20 protein-coding genes are annotated in these 21,696 nt (G+C 62.4%); 8 read left to right on the top strand and 12 right to left on the bottom strand.

The features are described from left to right. Window positions 1–43: 43 nt before the first annotated feature. The 4 genes from QEN71_RS09205 to QEN71_RS09190 all read left to right on the top strand — a co-directional run bounded on the left by QEN71_RS09205 (window position 44) and on the right by QEN71_RS09190 (window position 7,055). On the top strand, window positions 44–3,304 hold the full coding sequence (locus tag QEN71_RS09205) for an efflux RND transporter permease subunit (protein ID WP_290468240.1): 3,261 nt from the start codon (window positions 44–46) through the stop codon (window positions 3,302–3,304). A 1-nt stretch (window position 3,305) separates the two neighbouring features. Next, window positions 3,306–4,778 (top strand): efflux transporter outer membrane subunit, encoded by a 1,473-nt coding sequence (locus QEN71_RS09200; protein ID WP_290468239.1) that lies wholly within the window; start codon window positions 3,306–3,308, stop codon window positions 4,776–4,778. A gap of 73 nt (window positions 4,779–4,851) precedes the next feature. Further along, window positions 4,852–6,453: a PqiB family protein gene (locus QEN71_RS09195; RefSeq protein ID WP_201654353.1), complete on the top strand. Its 1,602-nt coding sequence runs from the start codon at window positions 4,852–4,854 to the stop codon at window positions 6,451–6,453. Further along, window positions 6,450–7,055, top strand: a complete 606-nt coding sequence (locus tag QEN71_RS09190; RefSeq protein WP_201654356.1) for a PqiC family protein — start codon at window positions 6,450–6,452, stop codon at window positions 7,053–7,055. Before QEN71_RS09195 ends, QEN71_RS09190 begins: the two co-directional genes overlap by 4 nt. Window positions 7,056–7,096: 41 nt before the next feature. Here the strand turns inward: QEN71_RS09190 and ppk2 are convergent, their stop codons facing one another. From ppk2 to QEN71_RS09165, 5 genes are all read right to left on the bottom strand, one after another. Further along, window positions 7,097–7,948 carry a polyphosphate kinase 2 gene (gene ppk2, locus QEN71_RS09185; protein ID WP_201654359.1) on the bottom strand — a complete coding sequence of 284 codons (852 nt, stop codon included), beginning with the start codon at window positions 7,946–7,948 and terminating at the stop codon, window positions 7,097–7,099. Between the two features lie 68 nt (window positions 7,949–8,016). Then, complete coding sequence (locus tag QEN71_RS09180) at window positions 8,017–8,274, bottom strand: RNA-binding protein (protein ID WP_201654362.1); 258 nt, start codon at window positions 8,272–8,274, stop codon at window positions 8,017–8,019. Window positions 8,275–8,389: 115 nt separating this feature from the next. Continuing rightward, window positions 8,390–8,602, bottom strand: coding sequence for a hypothetical protein (locus tag QEN71_RS09175; protein WP_201654365.1), 213 nt, complete (start codon window positions 8,600–8,602; stop codon window positions 8,390–8,392). A 175-nt stretch (window positions 8,603–8,777) separates the two neighbouring features. Next, window positions 8,778–9,005 (bottom strand): hypothetical protein, encoded by a 228-nt coding sequence (locus QEN71_RS09170; protein WP_201654368.1) that lies wholly within the window; start codon window positions 9,003–9,005, stop codon window positions 8,778–8,780. A 44-nt stretch (window positions 9,006–9,049) separates the two neighbouring features. Then, complete coding sequence (locus QEN71_RS09165) at window positions 9,050–10,063, bottom strand: nucleoside/nucleotide kinase family protein (protein ID WP_201654371.1); 1,014 nt, start codon at window positions 10,061–10,063, stop codon at window positions 9,050–9,052. Between the two features lie 306 nt (window positions 10,064–10,369). Between QEN71_RS09165 and pstS the strand changes: the two genes are divergently transcribed. From pstS to QEN71_RS09150, 3 genes are all read left to right on the top strand, one after another. Continuing rightward, window positions 10,370–11,392 carry a phosphate ABC transporter substrate-binding protein PstS gene (gene pstS / locus QEN71_RS09160; RefSeq protein WP_201654790.1) on the top strand — a complete coding sequence of 341 codons (1,023 nt, stop codon included), beginning with the start codon at window positions 10,370–10,372 and terminating at the stop codon, window positions 11,390–11,392. Between the two features lie 283 nt (window positions 11,393–11,675). Next, complete coding sequence (locus QEN71_RS09155; protein WP_201654374.1) at window positions 11,676–12,731, top strand: extracellular catalytic domain type 2 short-chain-length polyhydroxyalkanoate depolymerase; 1,056 nt, start codon at window positions 11,676–11,678, stop codon at window positions 12,729–12,731. A 26-nt stretch (window positions 12,732–12,757) separates the two neighbouring features. Continuing rightward, entirely contained in the window at window positions 12,758–13,309 is a 552-nt protein-coding gene (locus tag QEN71_RS09150) for a hypothetical protein (RefSeq protein WP_201654377.1), read from the top strand. On the opposite strand, the gene QEN71_RS09145 is transcribed toward QEN71_RS09150, so the two are convergent. Then, window positions 13,240–14,091: a Rossmann-fold NAD(P)-binding domain-containing protein gene (locus QEN71_RS09145; RefSeq protein ID WP_201654380.1), complete on the bottom strand. Its 852-nt coding sequence runs from the start codon at window positions 14,089–14,091 to the stop codon at window positions 13,240–13,242. The two genes, QEN71_RS09150 and QEN71_RS09145, sit on opposite strands and share 70 nt — an antisense overlap. A 165-nt stretch (window positions 14,092–14,256) precedes the next feature. On the opposite strand from QEN71_RS09145, the gene QEN71_RS09140 reads away from it, so the two are divergent. Then, window positions 14,257–15,237 (top strand): AraC family transcriptional regulator, encoded by a 981-nt coding sequence (locus QEN71_RS09140; RefSeq protein WP_201654383.1) that lies wholly within the window; start codon window positions 14,257–14,259, stop codon window positions 15,235–15,237. A gap of 5 nt (window positions 15,238–15,242) precedes the next feature. Here QEN71_RS09140 and yjfF read toward each other — a convergent pair whose 3' ends face one another. The 6 genes from yjfF to QEN71_RS09110 form a co-directional block, all read right to left on the bottom strand. After that, entirely contained in the window at window positions 15,243–16,340 is a 1,098-nt protein-coding gene (yjfF, locus tag QEN71_RS09135; protein ID WP_201654386.1) for a galactofuranose ABC transporter, permease protein YjfF, read from the bottom strand. Then, window positions 16,337–17,374, bottom strand: coding sequence for an ABC transporter permease (locus tag QEN71_RS09130; RefSeq protein WP_201654793.1), 1,038 nt, complete (start codon window positions 17,372–17,374; stop codon window positions 16,337–16,339). Before QEN71_RS09130 ends, yjfF begins: the two co-directional genes overlap by 4 nt. A gap of 8 nt (window positions 17,375–17,382) precedes the next feature. Then, window positions 17,383–18,897 carry a sugar ABC transporter ATP-binding protein gene (locus QEN71_RS09125; protein ID WP_201654796.1) on the bottom strand — a complete coding sequence of 505 codons (1,515 nt, stop codon included), beginning with the start codon at window positions 18,895–18,897 and terminating at the stop codon, window positions 17,383–17,385. A 93-nt stretch (window positions 18,898–18,990) separates the two neighbouring features. Next, window positions 18,991–19,929, bottom strand: coding sequence for an ABC transporter substrate-binding protein (locus tag QEN71_RS09120; protein ID WP_223961227.1), 939 nt, complete (start codon window positions 19,927–19,929; stop codon window positions 18,991–18,993). Window positions 19,930–20,458: 529 nt separating this feature from the next. After that, on the bottom strand, window positions 20,459–20,767 hold the full coding sequence (locus QEN71_RS09115) for a TFIIB-type zinc ribbon-containing protein (protein WP_201654391.1): 309 nt from the start codon (window positions 20,765–20,767) through the stop codon (window positions 20,459–20,461). Between the two features lie 66 nt (window positions 20,768–20,833). Further along, complete coding sequence (locus tag QEN71_RS09110; protein ID WP_201654394.1) at window positions 20,834–21,634, bottom strand: TerC family protein; 801 nt, start codon at window positions 21,632–21,634, stop codon at window positions 20,834–20,836. Between the last annotated feature and the right edge of the window lie 62 nt (window positions 21,635–21,696).

Genomic DNA, 21,696 nt, shown 5'->3' with positions numbered 1-21,696 from the left:
CGATGACCGATGACGACCGACGCCATCCGGCGCCCCCGATCCGATGAACATCTCCCACTTCTGCATCGACCGCCCGATCTTCGCCTCGGTCATCTCGATCGTCATCACGCTCGGCGGCGCGCTGACGATGCTCGCGCTGCCCACCGCGCAATACCCCGACATCACGCCGCCGCAGATCACGATCTCCGCGACCTATCCGGGCGCGAGCGCCGACGTGGTCGCCAACAACGTCGCCGCACCGATCGAGCAGCAGGTCAACGGCGCTGACAACATGATCTACATGAGCTCGTCGAGCTCATCGACGGGCAACCTGACGATCAACGCGTACTTCCAGATCGGCACGAACCCGGAACTCGCCCAGGTCGACGTGCAGAACCGCGTGAATCTCGCGCTGCCGCAACTGCCGCAATCGGTGACGGCGCAGGGCGTGCAGGTGCAGAAGAAATCGCAGGCGTTCATGATGGTGATCGCGATCTACTCGCCCACCGAGCGCTACGACGCGACCTACATCGCCAACTACGCGAACGTCTACGTGCTCGATGCCTTGAAGCGCATTCCGGGCGCGAACCAGTCGAGCATCTTCGGCACGCCCGACTACGCGATGCGCATCTGGCTGCGCCCCGACCGCATGGCGCAACTCGGCATCACAGCCGCCGACGTGCAGCGGGCGGTGGCGAACCAGAACCAGCAGTTCGCCGTCGGCCGATTGGGGCAATCGCCAACCGGCAACCCCGTCGAGCAGTCGTTCGCCGTCACGACGACGGGACGCCTCACCGAACCCGCCCAGTTCGAGAACATCATCATTCGTGCGCAAAGCGGCGGCGCGGCGATCGTGCGACTCAAGGACATCGGCCGTGCCGAACTGGGGCAAAAGGACTATTCGATCCGCAGCCGCTTCCAGGGCAAGCCCGCGACCGTGCTCGCCGTCTACCAGCAGCCGGGCGCGAACGCGCTCGATGTGTCGAAACAGGTGCGCGCGACACTCGCCGAGATGAAGAAGACGTTCCCCGAAGGGATCGACTACGAGATCGCGATGGACACCACCGAGTTCACGCGCGCGTCGATCACGGATGTCGTGCACACGTTCTTCGAAGCCGTCGTGCTGGTGGTGATCGTCGTGTTCGTGTTCCTGCAGAGCCTGCGCGCGACGCTGATTCCCGTGCTGGCCGTGCCGGTGTCGATTGTCGGCACGTTCATGGGGATGGAGGCGCTCGGTTTCTCGATCAACATGCTCACGCTGTTCGGCATGGTGCTCGCGATCGGCATCGTCGTGGACGATGCGATCGTCGTGATCGAGAACGTCGAGCGCAACATGACCGTTCACAAGCTCGATCCGAAATCGGCCGCGAAACAGGCGATGGATGAGGTCGCCGGGCCGGTCGTCGCGATCGTGCTGGTGCTGTGCGCGGTGTTCGTGCCGGTGGCGTTTCTCGGCGGCATTACCGGGCAGATGTACAAGCAGTTCGCGATCACGATTGCGATCTCGGTGGTGATTTCCGGTGTGGTCGCATTGACGCTCTCGCCCGCGCTTGCCGCATTGCTGCTGAAACCCGGACATCACGAGAAAAAAGGCTTCTTCCGCTGGTTCGACAACCAGTTCGCGCGGATGACGGCGGGTTATACGCGCGCGGTGCGGCTCATCATCAAGCGTTTCGTGATCGCGCTGCTGGTTTTTGTCGGCATGATCGGGCTCGCGGTGCTGATGATGCGTGACATCCCGACCGCCTTCCTGCCGCCCGAAGATCAGGGCTATCTGCTCGGCGCCGTGATCATGCCCGATGCCGCATCGCTCGATCGAACGGGGAAAGTTTCCGATCGCATTTCAGAGTACTTTATGAAGCAGCCCGCCGTCGGCAGCATCACGACCGTCGACGGCTTCAGCATTCTCGATAGCCAGAACAAGAACAATTCGTCGACGTTCTTCGTCGGCTTCAAGAGTTTCGAGGAACGTTACAAGTCGGCCAATATCCGCACGCAGAACGCGCGCGCGGTGCTGATCGATGCATACAAGGCGCTCTCGCAGATTCGCGAAGGCATCGTCGTGCCGCTCAATCCGCCGTCGATTCCGGGCCTCGGCACGACGGGCGGCACGGAGATGTGGATCCAGAGCAAGGGCGATGCGACCATCGCGCAGTTCGCGGCGGTGGTGAACGATTTCGTCGCGCGTGCGAAGCAGCGGCCGGAACTCACCGGCGTGACCAACACCTTTAATGCGGATTCGCAGCAGCTGCTGGTTGACGTCGATCGCGACAAGGCGGAGACACTCGGCGTGCCGGTGGAGGACGTCTATAGCGCGATGCAGACGATGTTCGGTTCGCTCTATGTGTCGCAGTTCAACCGTTCGAGCCGTTTGTGGCAGGTCATTCTGCAGGCCGAGCCGTCGTATCGCCTGAAGCCCGACGATCTCGAACAGATCTTCGTGCGCAGTTCGAATGGCAGCATGGTGCCGCTCAAATCGGTGGTGACGTCGCGCTACGTGACGGGGCCGGACCTGATCACGCGCTTCAACAACTTCCCGGCCGTGAAGATCACGGCGAACGCCGCGCCTGGCTACGCGTCGGGCCAGGTGATCAGCACGCTCGAAGAACTCGCGACGCAGATGCCGTCCGAGTACGGCATCGCATGGAGCGGCGAGGCGTTCGAGGCGAAGCAGTCGGGCGGCACGTCCGGCCTCGTGTTCGTGTTCGGCCTGATCATGGTGTTCCTGATTCTCGCGGCGCAGTACGAGAAGTGGAGCCTGCCGTTCGGCGTGCTGATGGCGGTGCCGTTCGCGCTGTTCGGCGCGCTGCTCGCGATCCTGCTGCGCGGGTTGAACAACGACGTGTACTTCCAGATCGGGCTGACGATGCTCGTCGCGCTTGCGGCGAAGAACGCGATTCTCATCTTCGAGTTCGCGGTGCTCAACCGCGAGGCGGGCAAGTCGGTGTTCGACGCGACGATGACGGCGGCCGAAGAACGGTTGCGGCCGATCGTGATGACATCGCTGGCGTTCATTCTCGGCTGCGTGCCGCTCGCGATTGCGACGGGGGCGTCGGCGAACAGCCGGCATTCGATCGGCACGGGCGTCATCGGCGGGATGCTGGGCGCGACGGCGATTGCCGTGTTCTTCATTCCGATGTTCTTCTATGTGCTGGAGACGATGTCGGAGAAGAGTGCGAAGAAGAAGGACAAGAAGACGGGCGATGTGCCGCCTTCCGGGCCTGGCGCAACGCCCAGTGAGCCGAAGGTGCCACCGTCTGCAGGCGGTCCGTCTGTCGGTGGTGGGCCGACGACGAGCCTGTCTGCACCGCGCGAGGGTGACTGACATGCGCCTCGCGACATCCTTTGTATGCGTGTTCGGCGTCTTTGCGCTAAGCGGCTGTCTCCTCGGCCCGAACTACTCGCGTCCGCAGGTAGAAGTACCCGCGACCTACCGCTTCCCCGACAACTACGCCTCGGACGTCGCGAACACCGAATGGTGGAAACAGTTCGACGATCCCGTACTCAACGACCTGATCACCACCGCGCTCGCGAACAACAACGACGTGAAGGTCGCCGCCGCACGCGTCGACCAGTTCCTCGGCCAGTTCGTGACGACGCGCGCAGCACTGCTGCCGCACGTCGATGCGGGCTTCGATGCCGAACGCCAGCGCATCTCCACAACGTCGCCACTGTTCTCGAACATCACCAGTCCGGTGTTCAACTCGTATCAGCTGGCGCTGTCGGCGTCGTGGGAAATCGATCTGTTCGGTCACAACCGGCGTCTGACGGAAGCGGCGCGCGCGAGCCTGCTGTCGACGGAAGAGGCGAAGCGCGGCACGATCCTCACGCTCGTGTCGTCGGTGGCGTCGTCGTATATCAACCTGCGCAGTCTTGACCGGCAGCTGGAAATCGCCAAGGCGACCACATCGAGTCGCGCGGAATCGGTGCATGTGTTCGAACTGCGCTTCAAGGGCGGCGAAGTCTCGCAGATGGAACTCGCGCAGAGCCAGTCCGAATACGAGGACTCGCGCTCCCGCATTCCGCAGATCGAATCGCAGATCGCGCAGCAGGAAGATGCGCTGTCGGTGCTGCTCGGGCGCAATCCGGGCGATATCCTGCGCGGCCGTGCGCTCGGCGAACTGGCGGCGCCTGCGGTACCTGCCGGTTTGCCGTCGGATCTGCTCGAACGTCGGCCCGATCTGCGTCAGGCCGAACAGGATCTCGTTTCCGCCAATGCGCAGATCGGCGCGGCAAAAGCGCTGTATTTCCCGCAGATTTCGATTACGGGTCTGCTCGGTACGCAAAGCGGCCAGTTCTCGAAACTCTTCACGGGGCCGGCGCGCGTGTGGTCGTTTGCCGGATCGGTGACGCAGCCGATCTTCGAAGGTGGCGCGATTGCCGGTCAGGTGAAGCAGGCCGAAGCCGTGCAGCAGCAGGCACTGTATTCGTATCGCAAGGCGATCCAGGTGGCATTCCAGGAAGTCGACGATGCGCTGATCTCGTCGCAGAAACTGCGCGAACAGTTCGACATCCAGGGGCGGCAGGTGGAAGCGCTGGCCACATACGCGCATATGGCGAGGCTCCGATATGAAGGCGGCTACACGAGCTATATCGAAGTGCTCGATGCCGAACGCAGTCTCTTCAACGCTCAACTAAGCCAGACGCAGACGCAGGCCGGTGTGCTCGTGTCGTATGTGAGTCTGTACAAGGCGATGGGCGGCGGCTGGATCATTACGGCTGAGGGGATGACGACCACGCAGGCACATGCGGGCGACACCCAGCAAACGCCGGATGCTGCGAAACAGGACGTGAAATGAGCGCCCTCCTCGCTATCGCACGCATCTCATCGCCAGCCGCGCGACGGCTCATCCGGAGCATGAGGCAACCCGAATGAGCCGCCCGCCCGAGCTACCCGAGGCCGTCGCCGTGCCGCGCAAGCGCTGGCGCATCCAGTGGATCTGGATCGTGCCCGTCGTCGCCGTGCTGGTCGGTATCTGGCTTGCCGTGCAGGCCGTTCTCTCGCAAGGTCCGACGATCACGATCAGCTTCAAGACGGGCGAAGGACTCGAAGCCGGAAAGACGAAGATCAAGTTCAAGGACGTCGATATCGGCGTCGTGAAGAAAGTCGCGCTGTCGGACGATTACAAGCGCGTGATCGCGACCGCCGAACTCACGCGCGATGCCACCGACATGCTCGTCGGCGACACGCGCTTCTGGGTCGTCAGACCGCGCATTGCGGGCGGCACGGTGTCGGGCATCAGCACGCTGCTGTCGGGTGCGTTCATCGGCATGGACATCGGCAAGGCGAAAGACGAACGGCGCGACTACACGGGGCTCGAAGTTCCGCCCGTGTTCGCGAGCGACGTGCCGGGTCGCGAGTTCGTGCTGAAAGCGACCGATCTCGGCTCCGTCGATGTCGGCACGCCCGTCTATTTCCGCCGCTTGCAGGTCGGCCAGGTGACGTCGTTCGATCTCGACAAGGACGGCGGCGGCGTCACGCTGCACGTGTTCATCAACGCGCCCTACGACCGCTACGTGAACACCGATTCGCGCTTCTGGCAGGCAGGCGGCATCGACGTCACGCTGGGCACGGAAGGCGTGCAGATCAACACGCAGTCGGTGGTGTCGATTCTCGTCGGCGGCCTCGCATTCGAGACGCCCGCGAAATCGCTCAATCAACCCGAAGCCGAGTCCAAAGCAACCTTTACGCTGTTCGCCACGCGCGACGATGCAATGAAGCTGCACGAGAGCATCGTCGAGAAGTTTGCCTTCGACTTTCAGGGGTCCGTGCGCGGCCTCGTGGTTGGCGCGCCCGTCGATTTCCGCGGCATCACGGTCGGCGAAGTCGCCGCGATCTATACGCGCTTCGATCCCGTCACAAAGCGCATCAGCATCCCCGTCGAGGTCAACCTCTTCCCCGAGCGCTTCACGTCGCGCTACGCGACCGAACCGAAAGGCGGACGCCTTGGCGACAACCCGCACGCACTTGCCGATTTTCTCGTCGAGCGCGGCTTGCGCGGGCAACTCAAGACGGGCAGTCTGATTACGGGTCAACTGTATATCGCGCTCGACTTTTTCCCCGATGCGCCAAAGGCTCACGTCGACTGGAACCGTACGCCGCCTGAAATTCCCACCACGCCGAGCGGCCTGCAATCGCTGCAGGAATCGCTGAACCGGATCATTGCGCGCATCGACGGCTTGCCGCTCGAACAGATCGGCAAGAACGCGCAACAGACGCTGGCGAGCACCAGCCTGCTGATGCGCAACCTCAACACGCAGGTGGTGCCGCAGGCGAAGAACGCGCTGACTGCCGCGCAGGCCACGCTCAATTCCGCGAACACCGCGCTTCAACCCGACTCGGCGCTGCAGCAGGATACGAGCGATGCGGTGCGCGAACTCGCGCGCACGGCTGCGTCGTTCCGCGCACTCTCCGATTATCTGCAGCGGCATCCCGAAGCGCTGCTGCGCGGGAAAACGGAGGACGCGAAATGAAGCCGCTAACGCGAGCCGCATGCAAAGCCGCCACGCTGCTTTCGATGTGCGCGAGCGTCGCGTTCGTGAACGGCTGCAAATCGCCGCCGACGAGCTTCTATACGCTGCGCGCCGATCCGTCGATTGAACGAAGCAGCGACATGGTGCATGGCGCCGTCGTCGTGGGCCCCGTCACGGTGCCCGAACTCGTCGACCGTCCACAGCTCGTTACGCGCGTGTCGGGCAACGAAGTAGCGCTCGACGAATTCGCGCGCTGGGGCGAACCGCTGAGGAGCGGCGTCGCCGCCGCCATTGCAGGCGACCTGACGCGTCTGCTCGGTTCGGAACGCGTGTCGGTGTCGTCGCAGACGGTCGCGGGCACCGAGTCGTGGCGCGTGCGCGTCGACATCGTGCAGTTCGATTCGATGCCCGGCGAGGCCGTCGCCATCGACGCGCTGTGGACCGTGCGCGTCGCGGGACGCACGACGCTGCTGACGGGACGCTCGGCCGTGCGCGAGCCTGTGTCGGGCTCGGGCTATGACGCGCTGGTCGCCGCGCACAGCCGCGCGCTCGCGACCGTGAGCCGCGATATTGCAGCGGCGATCCGGCAAGCTTCGTCGTGACCGCCCTGCTGCCCACCAGCTCTTCAACTCTTCAATACAGCCTAGAACTTCTCCGGTACATAACGCGCCGGCCGGTCGGGCTGCCGGTAGCCTTCCGTCTTCTGCCGCTTCGGCAGCTTGATCTTCTGACGCGGCATCGTCTTGTACGGAATGCTGTCGAGAAGATGCGTGATCAGATTCAGACGCGCGCGCTTCTTGTCGTCCGATCTCACCACGTACCACGGCGCCTGATCGGTGTCGGTGGCCGCGAACATTTCGTCCCGCGCACGCGAATAGTCGTACCAGCGGCTATACGAGCGCAAATCCATCGGCGAGAGTTTCCATATCTTGCGCTCGTCGGTGATGCGCGCTTCGAGCCGGCGCGTTTGCTCGTCCTCGCTGACTTCGAGCCAGTACTTCAGAAGAATGATGCCTGACTGGATGATCGCGTGTTCGATCAGCGGCACGGCCTTGAAGAAGTTTTCCACCTGCTCTTCCGTGCAAAAACCCATCACGCGCTCGACGCCCGCGCGGTTGTACCAGCTTCGGTCGAACAGCACGATCTCGCCGGCAGCCGGCAAATGCGGCAGATAGCGCTGGATGTACATCTGCGTCTTCTCGCGATCGGTCGGCGCCGGCAATGCAATGACGCGAAACACGCGTGGACTGACGCGTTCCGTGATCGCCTTGATCGTGCCGCCCTTGCCCGCGCCGTCGCGTCCCTCGAAAACCACGCAGACTTTGGCGCCCGTTTGCACGACCCATTCCTGGAGCTTCACCAGTTCGATATGCAGCGCCTTGAGTTCTTTTTCATACTGCTTGTTGTCCAGACGCCCCGACGCTTTCGCGCTACCGTGCATGCCTGCCGGAGGCTTGCCGTTGCCCCGGCTCTTTTCGATCCTCAATTCAGCCATTGCTCGTCTCCCGTCACCGCCGTATGGGTTCCGTCAAAGATCCATGCAATGCATGGTCGGCATACGCATCAGGTTTCATCGCGCTCGGGCACGACCTGAACCGTCAGCGTGCGGTTCTTCCAGAACATGTTATGAACGCGGGGCTGCAGATTGTGCAGCACGTGCGCGCCCACGTCGTTGAAAGCGAGCACGACGGCAGGACGTTCGCCCGTACCTTCGACGCGCTGAATCGAATCGAAAGGCGGAAACCCGTAGCGGCAAAGAAACGACTTGATTTCCTCGTCGCTCGTTTCGTCTTCGATATTGCCTACCCAAAGCTCAGCCATAACGACATTCTCCTCATGGAAAGTCCGCTCGCCGGGCGCGAGCGCGCAACACGGTTGAAGAATCCGGCGATTACCTGTTTCGGTGCATACATTGAAGATCTGGATCGCTGACGCGTCAGGCTTCGCAGCCGCCCGCCTTGACGCATTCGATGTACCGGTTATGTGCATCGGCACGGCAGATGCCCGATCGTCTGTCGCCCGATGGCCCACATGCCTGAATATTGCGCGCGTAGCCCGCCGCGCAACTGCTCTTGATCTCTTCGCAATTCTGCACGGCGATGGCAGCGCACGAAAAACCCAGTAACGTACCCAGCAGAATGCGTTTCATGGTCGCCCCGCGATGGCCATGCAGCGTGTTTGTCGTCGCGCAAAAAACGTCATGCTTCTGCAAACAGTCTATGACTTTCCACGCGTGTTGGCGCATTTCCACCAACACAGCTTCGATGCGAATTACGCAACGCCGATAGCGATCGATTCCATAACTGAAATAACGCGCAAAGTACTCACGGCGACGACGCGGGTTTCGCGCTGTCCTGCTTTGGCGCCTTGTCTTGCGATGCGGCCTGTTCGTCGTCTTTCTTTTGCGCGTTGCGCGCTTTCTGTTCGGCTTTGCGCTGCGCATCCTGCATCGGCTTCATTGCAGAAGGTTGCGCGAACGCGTGCGGTCCCGCCATCAATGAAACGACGAGGCCAGCCGCCACGGACAACACAATCGGAGCGAACCTGATCATCCCGAACCTCCGCATTTTCAATGGGCGCGACATCTTCTTCGATCTTATAGAGCGCGCATTGCGGCGTCGATATGTAATCCCCCTGGCGGCAGATCGGAGCGGCGAAAACGCACCATCGCGAACGCGCGCATCTGCGGCGTGACGCCCGGAACGCGCACGAAGTGAAACTCGATGTCGTTGCCGCCTTGCGCTTCGCCTTCCTGCACGACGTTCATCATATCGATGCGGATATGCCGGTTCCGTATGTAGACGTAATCGGCGGGCTTGCCGAACACTTCGCAAATGCCTTCGAGTTCATGCTCGACGACATCCGTCGGCACTCTGAGCGCGGCCATGCTGTCGGCGTTCTTCGCGATCTGCGTCTGCACATGCAGCAGTTCGTCGGCTTCGACGGTTGCACCGCCGCCCGCGATAGACGAGATGCCAGTACCGCTTCGATGCAGCAGTGCGACCCGCTCCTGCATCAGCTCGCGCCCGCGCGCGAGCCGTGCGGCGCGCGTGGCGGCGAGCATCGAAAGCCCTTCGAGCGCGAGCTGATCGATCAGCCTGCGTTCGATCTCTTCGCGCAATGCCGCTTCATTGCGTCCGCACATCCGCACGCGGTGATCGCTGAAACTCAAAGTGGTTTGCGCGACGTCGTGATGCAGCGTGTCGCCGTCGAGCGCGACGCCCAGCACGTGTCGCTCGGTCAACGCCATCCCCAACGTGCCGTGCATATCGACGGCACCGGGATTCTGGTCGAAGAATGCGCGCACGTCTTCCGAGCGGCCGAAGGTATCGGCGATATCGTCGGGCGTGGCGAAGAACGCGCGCAGGCTCGGATTGCCTGCCCATGCTTCCGCGTTCGCATCGAGCGTCGCGGGCAGCGACGCCATCAGGTCGTCAGCGTATTGAAGCGCGACCGATATCGGGTCTTTCAGCCGCTGCCGGTAGCGGCTCACCACGCCGATGCGCGGGTGAATAGCGAGAATGCGCGCAATCGCTTCGTCGATACGCGCGGCATCGATCGCAGGCGCACCCGCTTCATCGCGATGGAACAGCTGGCGCAAGAAGTCCATTACCGGTTTCTCCCGTAGCAGTCACGCGTAACGCTCGTTGCAAATCAGCATACAGCATGAAAAATCCGCTGCGTCATCTGTCACGCGCGGACTCATCCGAAGAAATCACACCCCGCAGAACAAGGCTGCATGCGGGTTTCCGATAGGCCGATTCAATTTGCATCGCGCACACGGCCGACCTGTAATCACTGTCATGGCATTGCCATCTTTCGACGCATCGTCAGATATCGCGTCGACAACGAGCGGCTGGACCGGCCATCACCGAACAACGCTAACAGCAACATTAGTGAGGGTATCGTGAGAACCATGCCGATCGCGCTTGCCGCGCTTGCTTTCCTTGTGACGACCGCCGCTCATGCCGCCGACATCACCGGCGCAGGCAGCACGTTTGCCGCGCCGATCTATTCGGCCTGGGCGGACGCTTACAAGAAATCAGGCGGCGGCAATGTGCATTATCTGAGCGTCGGATCGACGGAAGGCGTCAAGCAGATCATCGCGAAACAGGTGGACTTCGCCGGGTCCGACGCACCGCTGACTGAAAGCCAGTTGAGCAAGAGCGGGCTCGTCCAGTTCCCCATTGTGATCGGCGGCGTCGTGCCCGTCGTCAATCTTCCGGGCGTCAAGGCCGGCGAGTTGACGTTGTCGGGCGAAGTGCTCAGCGCGATCTATCTCGGCAAGATCATGAACTGGAAAGACCCGGCCATCGCCGCGTTGAACCCGAAGGTGAAGTTGCCCGATCTTGCGATTGCCGTGATACGCCGCGCCGATGGTTCGGGTACGACGCTGATCTGGACGCACTATCTGTCGCAGGTCAGTTCCGAATGGAAAACGAAAGTCGGCGAAGGCACGTCCGTTCGCTGGCCGCGCGGCATCGGCGGCAAAGGCAACGAAGGCGTGGCGACTTATGTGCGCTATCTGCCCGGCTCGATCGGTTACGTCGCGTGGGACTTTACGAAGCAGAACCACATCGCCTACACGGCGATGAAAAACGCGTCGGGCGTGTCGGTTCAGCCGGGACCGGAAGCGTTCAACGCCGCCGCGATGGGCGCCGACTGGTCGACCACGCTCTACGGCATCCTCACCAACGAGCCTGGAAAAGACGCGTGGCCCGTGATGGGCGCTACCTTCGTGCTGATACCCGCGACGCAGGACAGCCTTGATCGCGGCAAAGAAGCGCTCAGCTTTTTCGAGTGGGCTTTTGCGAACGGACATCGCGCCGCGGAAGACCTCGACTATATTCCGCTCCCTGAGACCGTCATCACCGAAATTCGCACGCAGCTGCATGCGCGCTTCAAGGACGCGCCGACCAAGCCAGTTGCCTCGCAATAGCAACACCTGGTTCAAGCGAATATGCATTGCATGCGTGATGCAGTGCGCGTGATTGCCATGCACGCAGCATCGCCTCGAATACCTCAACACACGAACGCGAATCGCTCGTGTCAATCCTCAGAATAAAGCGCTTGCTGCACCGCGCAAGCTCACCTATACCAATAGAGCTTCGACTTCGAAGCGCCGCGAATAGCGGCTCGACAAGCGACCTTCACGTGTCGCACATCTGACCGGCTGCGATGAATATCATCGCGGCCGCGTTACTCGTACGGGGGATCATTCGATGGCGAACGAGATCGTTCAACTGCGCGATTACAACGTCAGGAAAGGCGAAAGCTCCATTTCCGGTTTGTCGTCTGGCGCGTTCATGACAGTGCAATTTCACCTCGCGTATTCCGCCAGCTTTGCGGGCGTCGGCGTGATTGCGGGCGGACCGTTCCGCTGCTCCGAATCGTTTCGCGGCGCCGCGCCGCTCGCTGCGGATGCCTATGTTCAAAGCGCCGAATACATCTGCATGAGCCCGTTGACGCCGCAAACGGGACCGAGCGCGCCGCGTCTCGCGCAACTCGCGCATGACACCGCACAGGCCGGCGCGATCGATCCGCTGTCGAACCTCAAAGGCGATCGCATCTATCTGTTCACGGGTTCGCGCGACAGCGTCGTGTATTCGGATGTCGTGAAGTGCACGCATCGCTTCTACGAACTGCTCGGCGTGAAATCGGCCGATATCCTGTTCGACGACACGGTGCCCGCCGGTCACTCCATCGTCACCGACAACCCCGAAGATTCACTGCTCGCCACCAACCAGCCGCCGTATATCAACCAGGGCGGCTTCATGCAGTCGCACCGGATTCTGCATCACATCTACGAAGATCTCAAACCCGCCGCGCAGCAGACGGGCGGCCGCCTGCTGCGCTTCGACCAGACGGAATTCTTCGGCGGCGAAGCGCGCGCCAGCATGGGCGAATTCGGCTACGCGTACGTGCCGCGGTCCGTCGAAGAAGGTGCGCCTGCCCGCGTGCATGTCGTGCTGCACGGTTGCAAGCAGGGCTACAGCTACGTGAACTACGTGTACGGACGCGCCGACATTTCGAATCAGGCGCCCTACGGCAACCGCTACATCACGACGACGGGCTACAACGAACTCGCCGACAGCAACGACATCATCGTGCTGTATCCCCAGGCGACGGGCGCGGACGGTGGCGGCCTGCAAAATCCCGATGGCTGCTGGGACTGGTGGGGCTATACGAGCGACGATCCCGAGCAGCCCGACTACTATTCGCGCGACGCGATTCAGATCAAGGCGCTGTACGGCATGCTGAGCCGGCTGGGCGGCTGACCTTCCTCTTACCTGACGAGCACGCTATGAATGAAATGACGCTTACACAACCCGCGCTTGCGGACGAAGCGGCCCCATCGCACGCGACGGCCGTTGTATCGGCTGCCGCCGCCGTGCAGAAGACGGCCCCTGCCGCGCGCGCCGCCGCCGTTCAGGACACGCTGAAAATGCCCGTGCTGTTGAGCGGCTGGGCGGCGCGTTCGGCGACCAACGGCATCGATACGGCGCGTCTGTTTGCATTCGGCATGGACATGCAGACCTGGAGGGAACTGGCCCAGATGCAGCAGGCCATCGTCGAGCGAATGACGCTGCAGCAGCAGTCGTGGCTGCAAGGCTGGGCCGCGTGGAATCGCGAACGTGCCGAAATCCGCGGCGCGAACACGATGACGAAGCTGGTCGAGCAGGAGTTCAATCTCATCGCGCAGATCGGGCAACTGCTGATCGACCAGACCACGAACCTCGTCGCGCTTCAGGAGAACATCGAGGTGTCGTACGCGTACTGGCTCAATCAGAAGCTTGGCGCGCTGTCGTCGACAGCGGGTGTCCAGACGCCTGTCGCAGCCGTTGCCCGCGCGTAAGCGCTGAAGTCTCGCGGTTGTCGTCCGAGCGCGCGAAACACGCCGTCCTGCACGGACGCATTGCGTCCATCGAGCACTTCCGTGAACAGATAGCGGATCAGGCAGATCACGTCGGGCGGCAGTTGCGCTGCTTCGAGTGCAGCGACGTATTCCGGCATCGTCACGCACGTGAAGCGGAGCTGGCGTTCGGTGGCTTTCGCGATCTCGGCGACGGCATCCGCGAAATGCAACAAGCGCGGTCCCGTCAATTCGTAGAGCTGGCCCACGTGACCGTCTTCCGTTAGCGCGGCGACGGCGACATCGGCGATATCGTCCGCATCGACGAAAGGCTCGCCGATGTCGCCGACCGGCAACGCCAGTTCGCCCGCGAGAATGGGTTCGAGAAAATGCGCCTCGCTGAAGTTCTGCGCGAACCAGCTTGCACGCAGCAACGTCCATTCGACGCCCGCATTGCGCACGATATCTTCGCAACGCTGCGCTTCCGCTTCGCCGCGTCCCGACAACAGCACGAGGCGTCGCACACCACTTTGTACGGCCTGCTGCGTGAACGCATGAATGTCGTCAGCCGCACCTTCGACGGCAAGGTCGGGAAAGTACGTGATGTACACGGCTTTCACGTCGTTCAACGCGGACGCCCATGTCGCGCGCTCGGCCCAGTCGAACGGCGGCGTGCCGGAACGTGAGCCGTGTCTCACGTTCACGCCCTGCTTCTCGAGCCGCTCCACCACGCGGCGGCCTGTCTTGCCCGTGCTGCCCAGTACGAGAATCGTGTCTGCTTTCATGGATCATTTCTCCTTCTACACGCCGCGTCGTGCGGCGACCGTGAATCCAGAATAGCCACGTGCTTGTGGACGGACAATGATCCGAAATCCTCCATTCATGCTCATTCGTCCATTCGATTGGACGATCCGCTGGACGATGCGCTTATCGCTGCCTACACTGAGTTCATGAACGAACTGCCCGCATCCGGCGATCCCCTCGGCGAAGCGCTGCACTTTCTGCGCATGAGCGGCACCTTCTATTGCCGCTCGGAGTTCAGCGCGCCGTGGGCGCTCGAACTGCCGCCGTTCGAGCGCTCGATGATGTTTCATGTCGTCACGTCCGGCGAATGTCTGCTCGAAGTGGAAGGCGCCGAGCGCTGCACGCTGCGCGCCGGCGATCTCGCACTCGTGCCGCACGGCGCAGGACATCGGCTGATGAGCGCGCCGGACGTGCCCGCCGGAAAGCTGTTCGAGTTGCCGCGCGAAGCCGTCAGCAACCGCTACGAGATCCTTCGTCATGGCGAAGGCGGCGCGCCGACCACGATGATCTGCGCGCTCGTGCGTTTCGATCATCCGGCAGCACAACGGCTGATCGGTCTGCTGCCGAAGCTGATTCGCGTCGATATGTGGCAGTCGCCGGAAATGGAGTGGATTCAGAGCACGCTGCGCTTCATCGCGGCCGAAGCGCAGCAATTGAATGCGGGCGGCGAAACGGTGATCACGCGGCTCGCGGATATTCTCGTGATTCAGGCTATCCGCGCATGGATCGCGCATGCACCCGCTGCGCAAACGGGCTGGCTCGGCGCGTTGCGCGACAGGCAGATTGGACGCGCAATCGCAATGATTCATCGCGATCCGTCGAGCAACTGGACGGTAGCAACGCTCGCCGATAGCGTCGGCATGTCGCGCTCGGCGTTCTCCGCGCGATTCACGCAACTGGTCGGCGAACCGGCGATGCGCTATGCCGTGCGCTGGAAAATGCAGGCCGCGCTCACGCATTTGCAGGAAACGGACGCGTCGCTGACGGAACTCGCGACGCGCCTCGGTTACGACTCGGATGCTGCGTTTAGCCGTGCGTTCAAGCGGATCGTCGGTGTATCGCCGGGTGCGGCGCGGCGTAACGGGCGAGTCCCGACCGACGATACAGCGGTGCCACTAAGCGACTGAAACACTCACGACTGCTTCAACGTCGTCGGGCTCATCTTCGCTAGATCGATGGTGCTCGTGCCGTGCGTCGGCGCGGGCTTGTCGGCGGGCTTCGTCACGTTCGCGCCGAGCCCCGTGCCGTTCGATTTGCGCCGCGCCGCGTGCCGCTCGATGATCCGTTGCAGCAGACAAAACGCGCACAGCAGCGTGCCGATCACGATGCGCGTCCACCACGAGCTGAGCGTGCCGTCGAAGGTAATCAGCGTCTGGATCGTGCCGAGAATGCCGACGCCGAACACCGAGCCGATCACATACCCGACGCCGCCCGTCAGCAGCGTGCCGCCGATCACGGTCGCGGCGATCGCATCGAGTTCCATGCCCTGCGCCTGCAAGCCATAGCCCGACAGCACGTACAGCGTGAACACGAAGCCGCCGAGCGCCGAGCAAAAGCCGCTCAACGCATACACGCCGATCCGCGTACGCGCCACAGGCAAGCCCATCAGCAGCGCGGAGCGCTCGTTGCCGCCGAGTGCGTACACGTTGCGCCCGAACCGCGTGAAGTGCGCGACATAGATCGCCACGGCCAGCGTCAGCAGCGCGATCAGCGCGCCCGACGTCAGCGAGCCGCCGCCGATCGGCACACTGAAGCCCGCCATCGCGTGAAAGGTCGATTCGTTGATCGTGATCGACTGCGTGGTGATCAGGAAGCACGCGCCGCGCGCGAGGAACATGCCCGCGAGCGTGACGATGAACGGCTGCAAACGGAAGAAGTGAATCAGCGCGCCCATCGCTGCACCGTACAGCGTGCCGAACGCGAGCACCAGCGGCGCGATCACCCACACGGGCCAGTGCAGACGCTCGGCGCAGATCGCGCAGAGAATCGTCGTCAGCGCGACGACGGAGCCGACGGACAGATCGATGCCACCCGACACGATCACGAACGTCATGCCGATCGCGACGATCAGCAGGAACGCGTTGTCGACGAGCAGGCCCAGCAAAACCTGTAGCGAGAAAAAGCCCGTGTACATCACCGAGCCGAAGCCGAACAGCACGGCAAACAGCACGACAGTGACGACGATAGGCAGCGTGCGCGGATCGAGCAGCCGGCCGAGCATATTGTTCATTGTGGAGTCCCGGTAAGCGGTTTCGTCTTCGCGAATGCAAACGCGCGCAGCAGGTGACGCATCAGCATCGCGCGCGCGGTGGCCGACTGGATCACGCTGACGACGAGCACGACGATCGCCTTGACGACGAGCGTCGCTTCGGGCGGCACGCCGATCGAATACGTCGTGTACGTCAGCGTCTGGATGATCAGCGCGCCGAGCACGGTGCCCGCGAGACTGAAACGTCCACCGAGCAGCGACGTGCCGCCGAGCGTCACGGCGAGGATCGCGTCGAGTTCGAGCAGCAGGCCCGCGTTGTTGCCGTCGGCGCTGCGCACATTGGAACTCGCCAGAATGCCTGCGATGGCGGCCGTCAAACCCGAAAACACGTAGACGCTGAACACGATCGCGCTCGCGCGCAAGCCGACCAGGCGCGTCGCAACGGGATTCACGCCGATCGCGCGAATGAACAGACCTAGCGCCGTGCGATTGACGAGCAGCGCCGTCGCGGCCGTCACGCCGAGCGCGATCCACACGGAACACGGCACTGTGGCGAGATAGCCGCCGCCGAACACGAGATAGCCCGGTGCGCCGATGGGAATGATCTGCCCGCCCGTCAGCAGTTGCGCGACACCGCGTCCCGCGACCATCAGGATCAGCGTCGCGATGATCGGCTGCATGCCGACGAACGCGACCAGCATGCCGTTCCAGATGCCCGCCAGCACGCCCACAGCGAGCGCTGCGCCGAGCGCTACGCCGATGCGGGAAGGATCGTCTGCAAGCACGACGGCGGCCGCCGCGCCCGCAATCGCGACGATGGCGCCGACGGAAATGTCGATGCCGCGCGTCGCGATCACGAGCGTCATGCCGAGCGACACGATCACGAGCGGCGCGGCGCGATTGAGAATGTCGATGGGCGCGCCGAACAGGTGTCCGTCGAGCAAGGTGATCGAGAGAAAATTCGCGCGATGCACGACGTCGATGACGAACAGCGCGATCAGTGTCAACGCAGGCCACACCAGCTGATGCCTGAATACCGCCTGAATCTGCTTCATTCCCGCTTTCATTCATTAGCTCCCGCAATCAGCCGGTACACCTGATCTTCCGATACCGCACTGCCCGTCACGTCCGCGACCTTGCGCCGGTCGCGCAGCACCGCGATGCGATGGCTCACGCGCACCACCTCGCTCACTTCCGACGAAATGAACAGAATAGCGAGGCCTTTCGAGCACAGCGCGAGCACGCGGTCCATGATTTCGAACTTCGCGGCGACGTCGATGCCGCGCGTCGGTTCGTCGAGTATCAGCATCTTCGGCTCGGTGGCGAGCCAGCGCGCGAGCACCACTTTCTGCTGGTTGCCGCCCGACAGCAGGCCGATCGGCTGCTCGGCGTCGTGCGCCTTGATGCCGAGGCGCTCGATATACGTATCGGCGATTTCACGCTGTTTTTTGCGGCTGATCATGCGCAGCCAGCCGCGCCGCGCCTGCAGCGCGAGGATGATGTTCTCGCGGATCGACAGCGCGGCGACGATGCCCTCTTTCTTGCGATCTTCCGGGCAATAGCCGATGCCATGCCGCACGGCATCGTGCGGCGAACTGAGCTTCGTGCTCTTGCCGTCGACGCTGATCGTGCCCGTATCCGCCTTGTCGACGCCGAACACGAGGCGCGCCGTCTCCGTGCGTCCCGAGCCGAGCAAACCGGCGAGACCGAGTATCTGGCCGGGCTGCACGTCGAGATCGATGGGATTCATCACGCCGCGCCGCGCGACGCCCTGCATCGACAGGAATGGCGCGGCGCCCGCGTGCTGCTGCGGCGTATCCGGCGCGCCGCCTTTGAGGCGCTCCGACATCCGGTTATGGCCGACCATCTTCGCAACGAGTTCTTCGACGGGCAGATCTTTCGCGAGATATTCGCCTTCGCGCACGCCGTTGCGCATCACCGTGATGCGGTCGGAAATCGCGTACGTCTGTTCGAGAAAGTGCGTGACGAACAGGATCGCGATGCCCGCCTGCTTGAGATTGCGCAGCACGTCGAAGAGCCGCGCGACTTCGCCGTCGTCGAGGCTCGACGTCGGTTCGTCGAGAATCAGCACGCGCGCTTTCACCGACATCGCGCGCGCGATCGCAACCATCTGCTGCACGGCGATCGGATACGCATCGAGCGACTTGGTGACGTCGAGCGACACGTTCAGTTCGGCGAGCGCATCCTGCGAGCGTGCGTGGATCGCTTTCCAGTCGATCGCACCGCGCCGCTTCGGCTGACGGCCCGCGAAAATGTTCTCCGCCACCGACAGATTCGGGCAGAGATTGATTTCCTGGTAAAGCGTCTGGATGCCCGCGGCTTCCGCTTCGAGTGGCGTGGCGAAACGCACGGGCTCGCCGGCGAGACGGATCTCGCCCGCGTCCTGTTCGTGCACGCCTGTGAGTACATTGATGAGCGTCGATTTACCCGCGCCGTTCTGGCCCATCAACGAATGGATTTCTCCGGGAAATAGCCGGAAATCGACGCCCGACAGCGCCTTCACGCCCGGAAACGTCTTGCTGATACCGATGGTTTCGAGTAACGGTTGTTCGGCCATATGCATGACACAAGCAGCGTGACGATCACGTGATGGAAAATCCGGCGCGCCCTTTTAACAAGGCGCGCCGGACGGTCGCTACGACTCAGCGGCTTAGTACTTGCGCTGCGGCAGAATCTGCGCGGCAACGTTCATCGGGAACACGGTTTCATTCGTCACGATGCGCTTCGGCAGTTGCTTGCCTGCCACGACATCCTTGACGGCCGTCATCAGTTGCGGGCCGAGCAGCGGGCTGCATTCGACGTCGACGTTAATCTTGCCGGCGATCATCGCTTCGAAGCCGCCCTTGGTCGCGTCGAACGATACGACGCTCACGTCCTTGCCGGGCTTGATGCCTGCTTCTTCCATTGCCTGGATCGCGCCGAGCGCCATGTCGTCGTTATGCGCGTAGACCACGTTGATCTGCTTGCCGTAGGTCTTCGCAAACGCCTCCATCACCTGCTTGCCGCCCGCGAGCGTGAAGTCGCCGCTCTGCGATGCGATGATCTTGAACTTCGGATCGTTCTTGATCACTTCCATCAAACCGGCATGACGGTCGTTCGCGGGTGCGCTGCCGACCGTGCCCTGCAGTTCGGCGATATTGATCGGGCCTGCTTCGTTCTTGTAGCGCTCTTCGAGCCAGCGACCTGCGCGGCGGCCTTCTTCAAGGAAGTCCGAGCCGATCATCGTCACGTACAGCGAGTTGTCTTTCACGTCGATCGAACGGTCCGTGAGAATCACGGGGATTTTCGCGTTCTTCGCTTCCGTCAGCACGGGTTCCCAGCCGGACTCGACGACGGGCGAAAACGCAATCACGTCGACCTTCTGCGCGATGAAGGAGCGGATCGCCTTGATCTGGTTTTCCTGCTTCTGCTGCGCGTCCGAGAACTTCAGGTTGATGCCGGCATCTTTCGCCGACGATTTCACCGACACGGTATTCGCAGTGCGCCAGGCGCTTTCTGCGCCGACCTGCGAAAAGCCCAAGGTGATCTGCTTATCCCCCGCAAAACTATTGACGCTGGCTGCGACGGTGAGCGCCGCTCCAACAAGCATTCCGGCGATCAGACGCGTGGCGACTTTCATGTGTGTCTCCGATGTGGTTGTTTTCTCAGACGCTGCTTTCCTGCGTGCGCGACAACGGCCTGGACGCGACGAACGAACGCATGCGCCAACTCTTGCTGCAAAACAGGCAACTGACAATCCATTGGAAAACGCAGTCCGGAGAGTCTCCGGCATAGGCGTGCACGCTCGTGGCGGACACCTTGCGCGCCGCACACGCCCCGACCTTTGCCGAGGAGTTTCTGGCGCGTCTGATTTTTACTTATAGCCAAACTATATGTTTGGCTTCGCGCGCTTTCGATTAGCGTTTTCCCCACGTTCGCGTCATCAAACGTAAGGCTATAGGGAAGGAAGAGGCGGCGCGGACGCCGCCTTTTCCCACGTTTTAGGCAGATATGAAAAACTAATAGGCGCTTCGGGCGCTCCGGGACCATCTGATCCGATGTTTCGGTGCGGCCATCGATCTTTTGATTATAGTATTACTATAAAGCCGCGGATTGGTGTCATTCATGCCGCATACGACTCAATCGAAATCGAACATGTCGAACAGCGATTTCTTCTTGCGGCGCGGGTCGCGCCGTGGGTCATAGTGCTTGCGGCGATCGTCGTCGTACGAATCGTGTTGACGTCCCCACGACTGATCGCGCCGCGCTTCGTGCTCGGGCTGGTCGCCCCGGTATGCGGGCTCCGCGTCGTTCTGCATCTGGTTCAGCAGCTTGTCGAGTTCGCCGCGATCGAGCCACACGCCACGGCAGGTCGGACAGTAGTCGATCTCGATGCCTTGACGCTCGGTCATCAACAGATCCGGGGTCTTGCAGACGGGGCATTTCATTGCATCACTCCTTTCGTGTTCAAGTACGGAGCGGCGGTTTGGGTCGCCGCTCCCGAAACGCTTCCTTTAGTTCGAGAAAGCCGAACCTTCTTTTTCGGTGCCGACGGCAGACGCACCCGCCGCCTTCAGCTCGCGCCTGACCTTCCGGCGGCGCGCCAGCATGTTCATACCTTCGACGAAGCCCGCGAAAGCCATCGCCGCGTAGATGTAGCCCTTCGGCACGTGCGAGCCGAAACCCTCCGCAATCAGCGTCATCGCGATCACCAGCAGGAAGCTCAGCGCCAGCGTGACGATGGTCGGATTGCGTTCGATGAACTTCGACAGCGGACGCGCTGCGAACAGCATCGCCGTGACAGCCGCGATCACCGCAATGAACATGATGGGCAGGTGATCCGTCATGCCGACCGCGGTGATGATGCTGTCGACGGAAAACACCAGGTCGAGCACGAGAATCTGGCCGATCGCCGCCGTCACCGTCAGACCGCCGACGCCCATCGCGGAGTTCGACACCCCATCGGCGTCGCGGCTCACGTGGTGGTGCATTTCACGCGTCGCCTTCCACACGAGGAACAGACCGCCCGCGAGCAGAATCAGGTCGCGCCACGAAAACGCATGGTCGAACACCGAAAATACGGGCTCCGTCAGACGCGCAATCCACGCGACCGTGCTGAGCAGACCGAGCCGCATCACCAGCGCCAGCATGATGCCGATGCGCTGGGTCCGCGCGCGCTGCGCTTCGGGCAGCCTGTTGCTCAGAATGGAAATGAAGATCAGGTTGTCGATGCCGAGCACCACTTCCATCACGACGAGCGTGACGAGTGCAGCCCATGCGGCGGGATCGGCGACGAGTGTCAGTAGGGAATCCATGTGCGCGCGTTCTTGTCCGGTTGAAATTGAGCGGCCGATTACTGGGTCACAGCCTGTAGAAC

This window comes from Paraburkholderia sabiae, from assembly GCF_030412785.1.
Taxonomy (GTDB): domain Bacteria; phylum Pseudomonadota; class Gammaproteobacteria; order Burkholderiales; family Burkholderiaceae; genus Paraburkholderia; species Paraburkholderia sabiae.
This window is presented reverse-complemented; position numbering and strand designations above follow the sequence as displayed.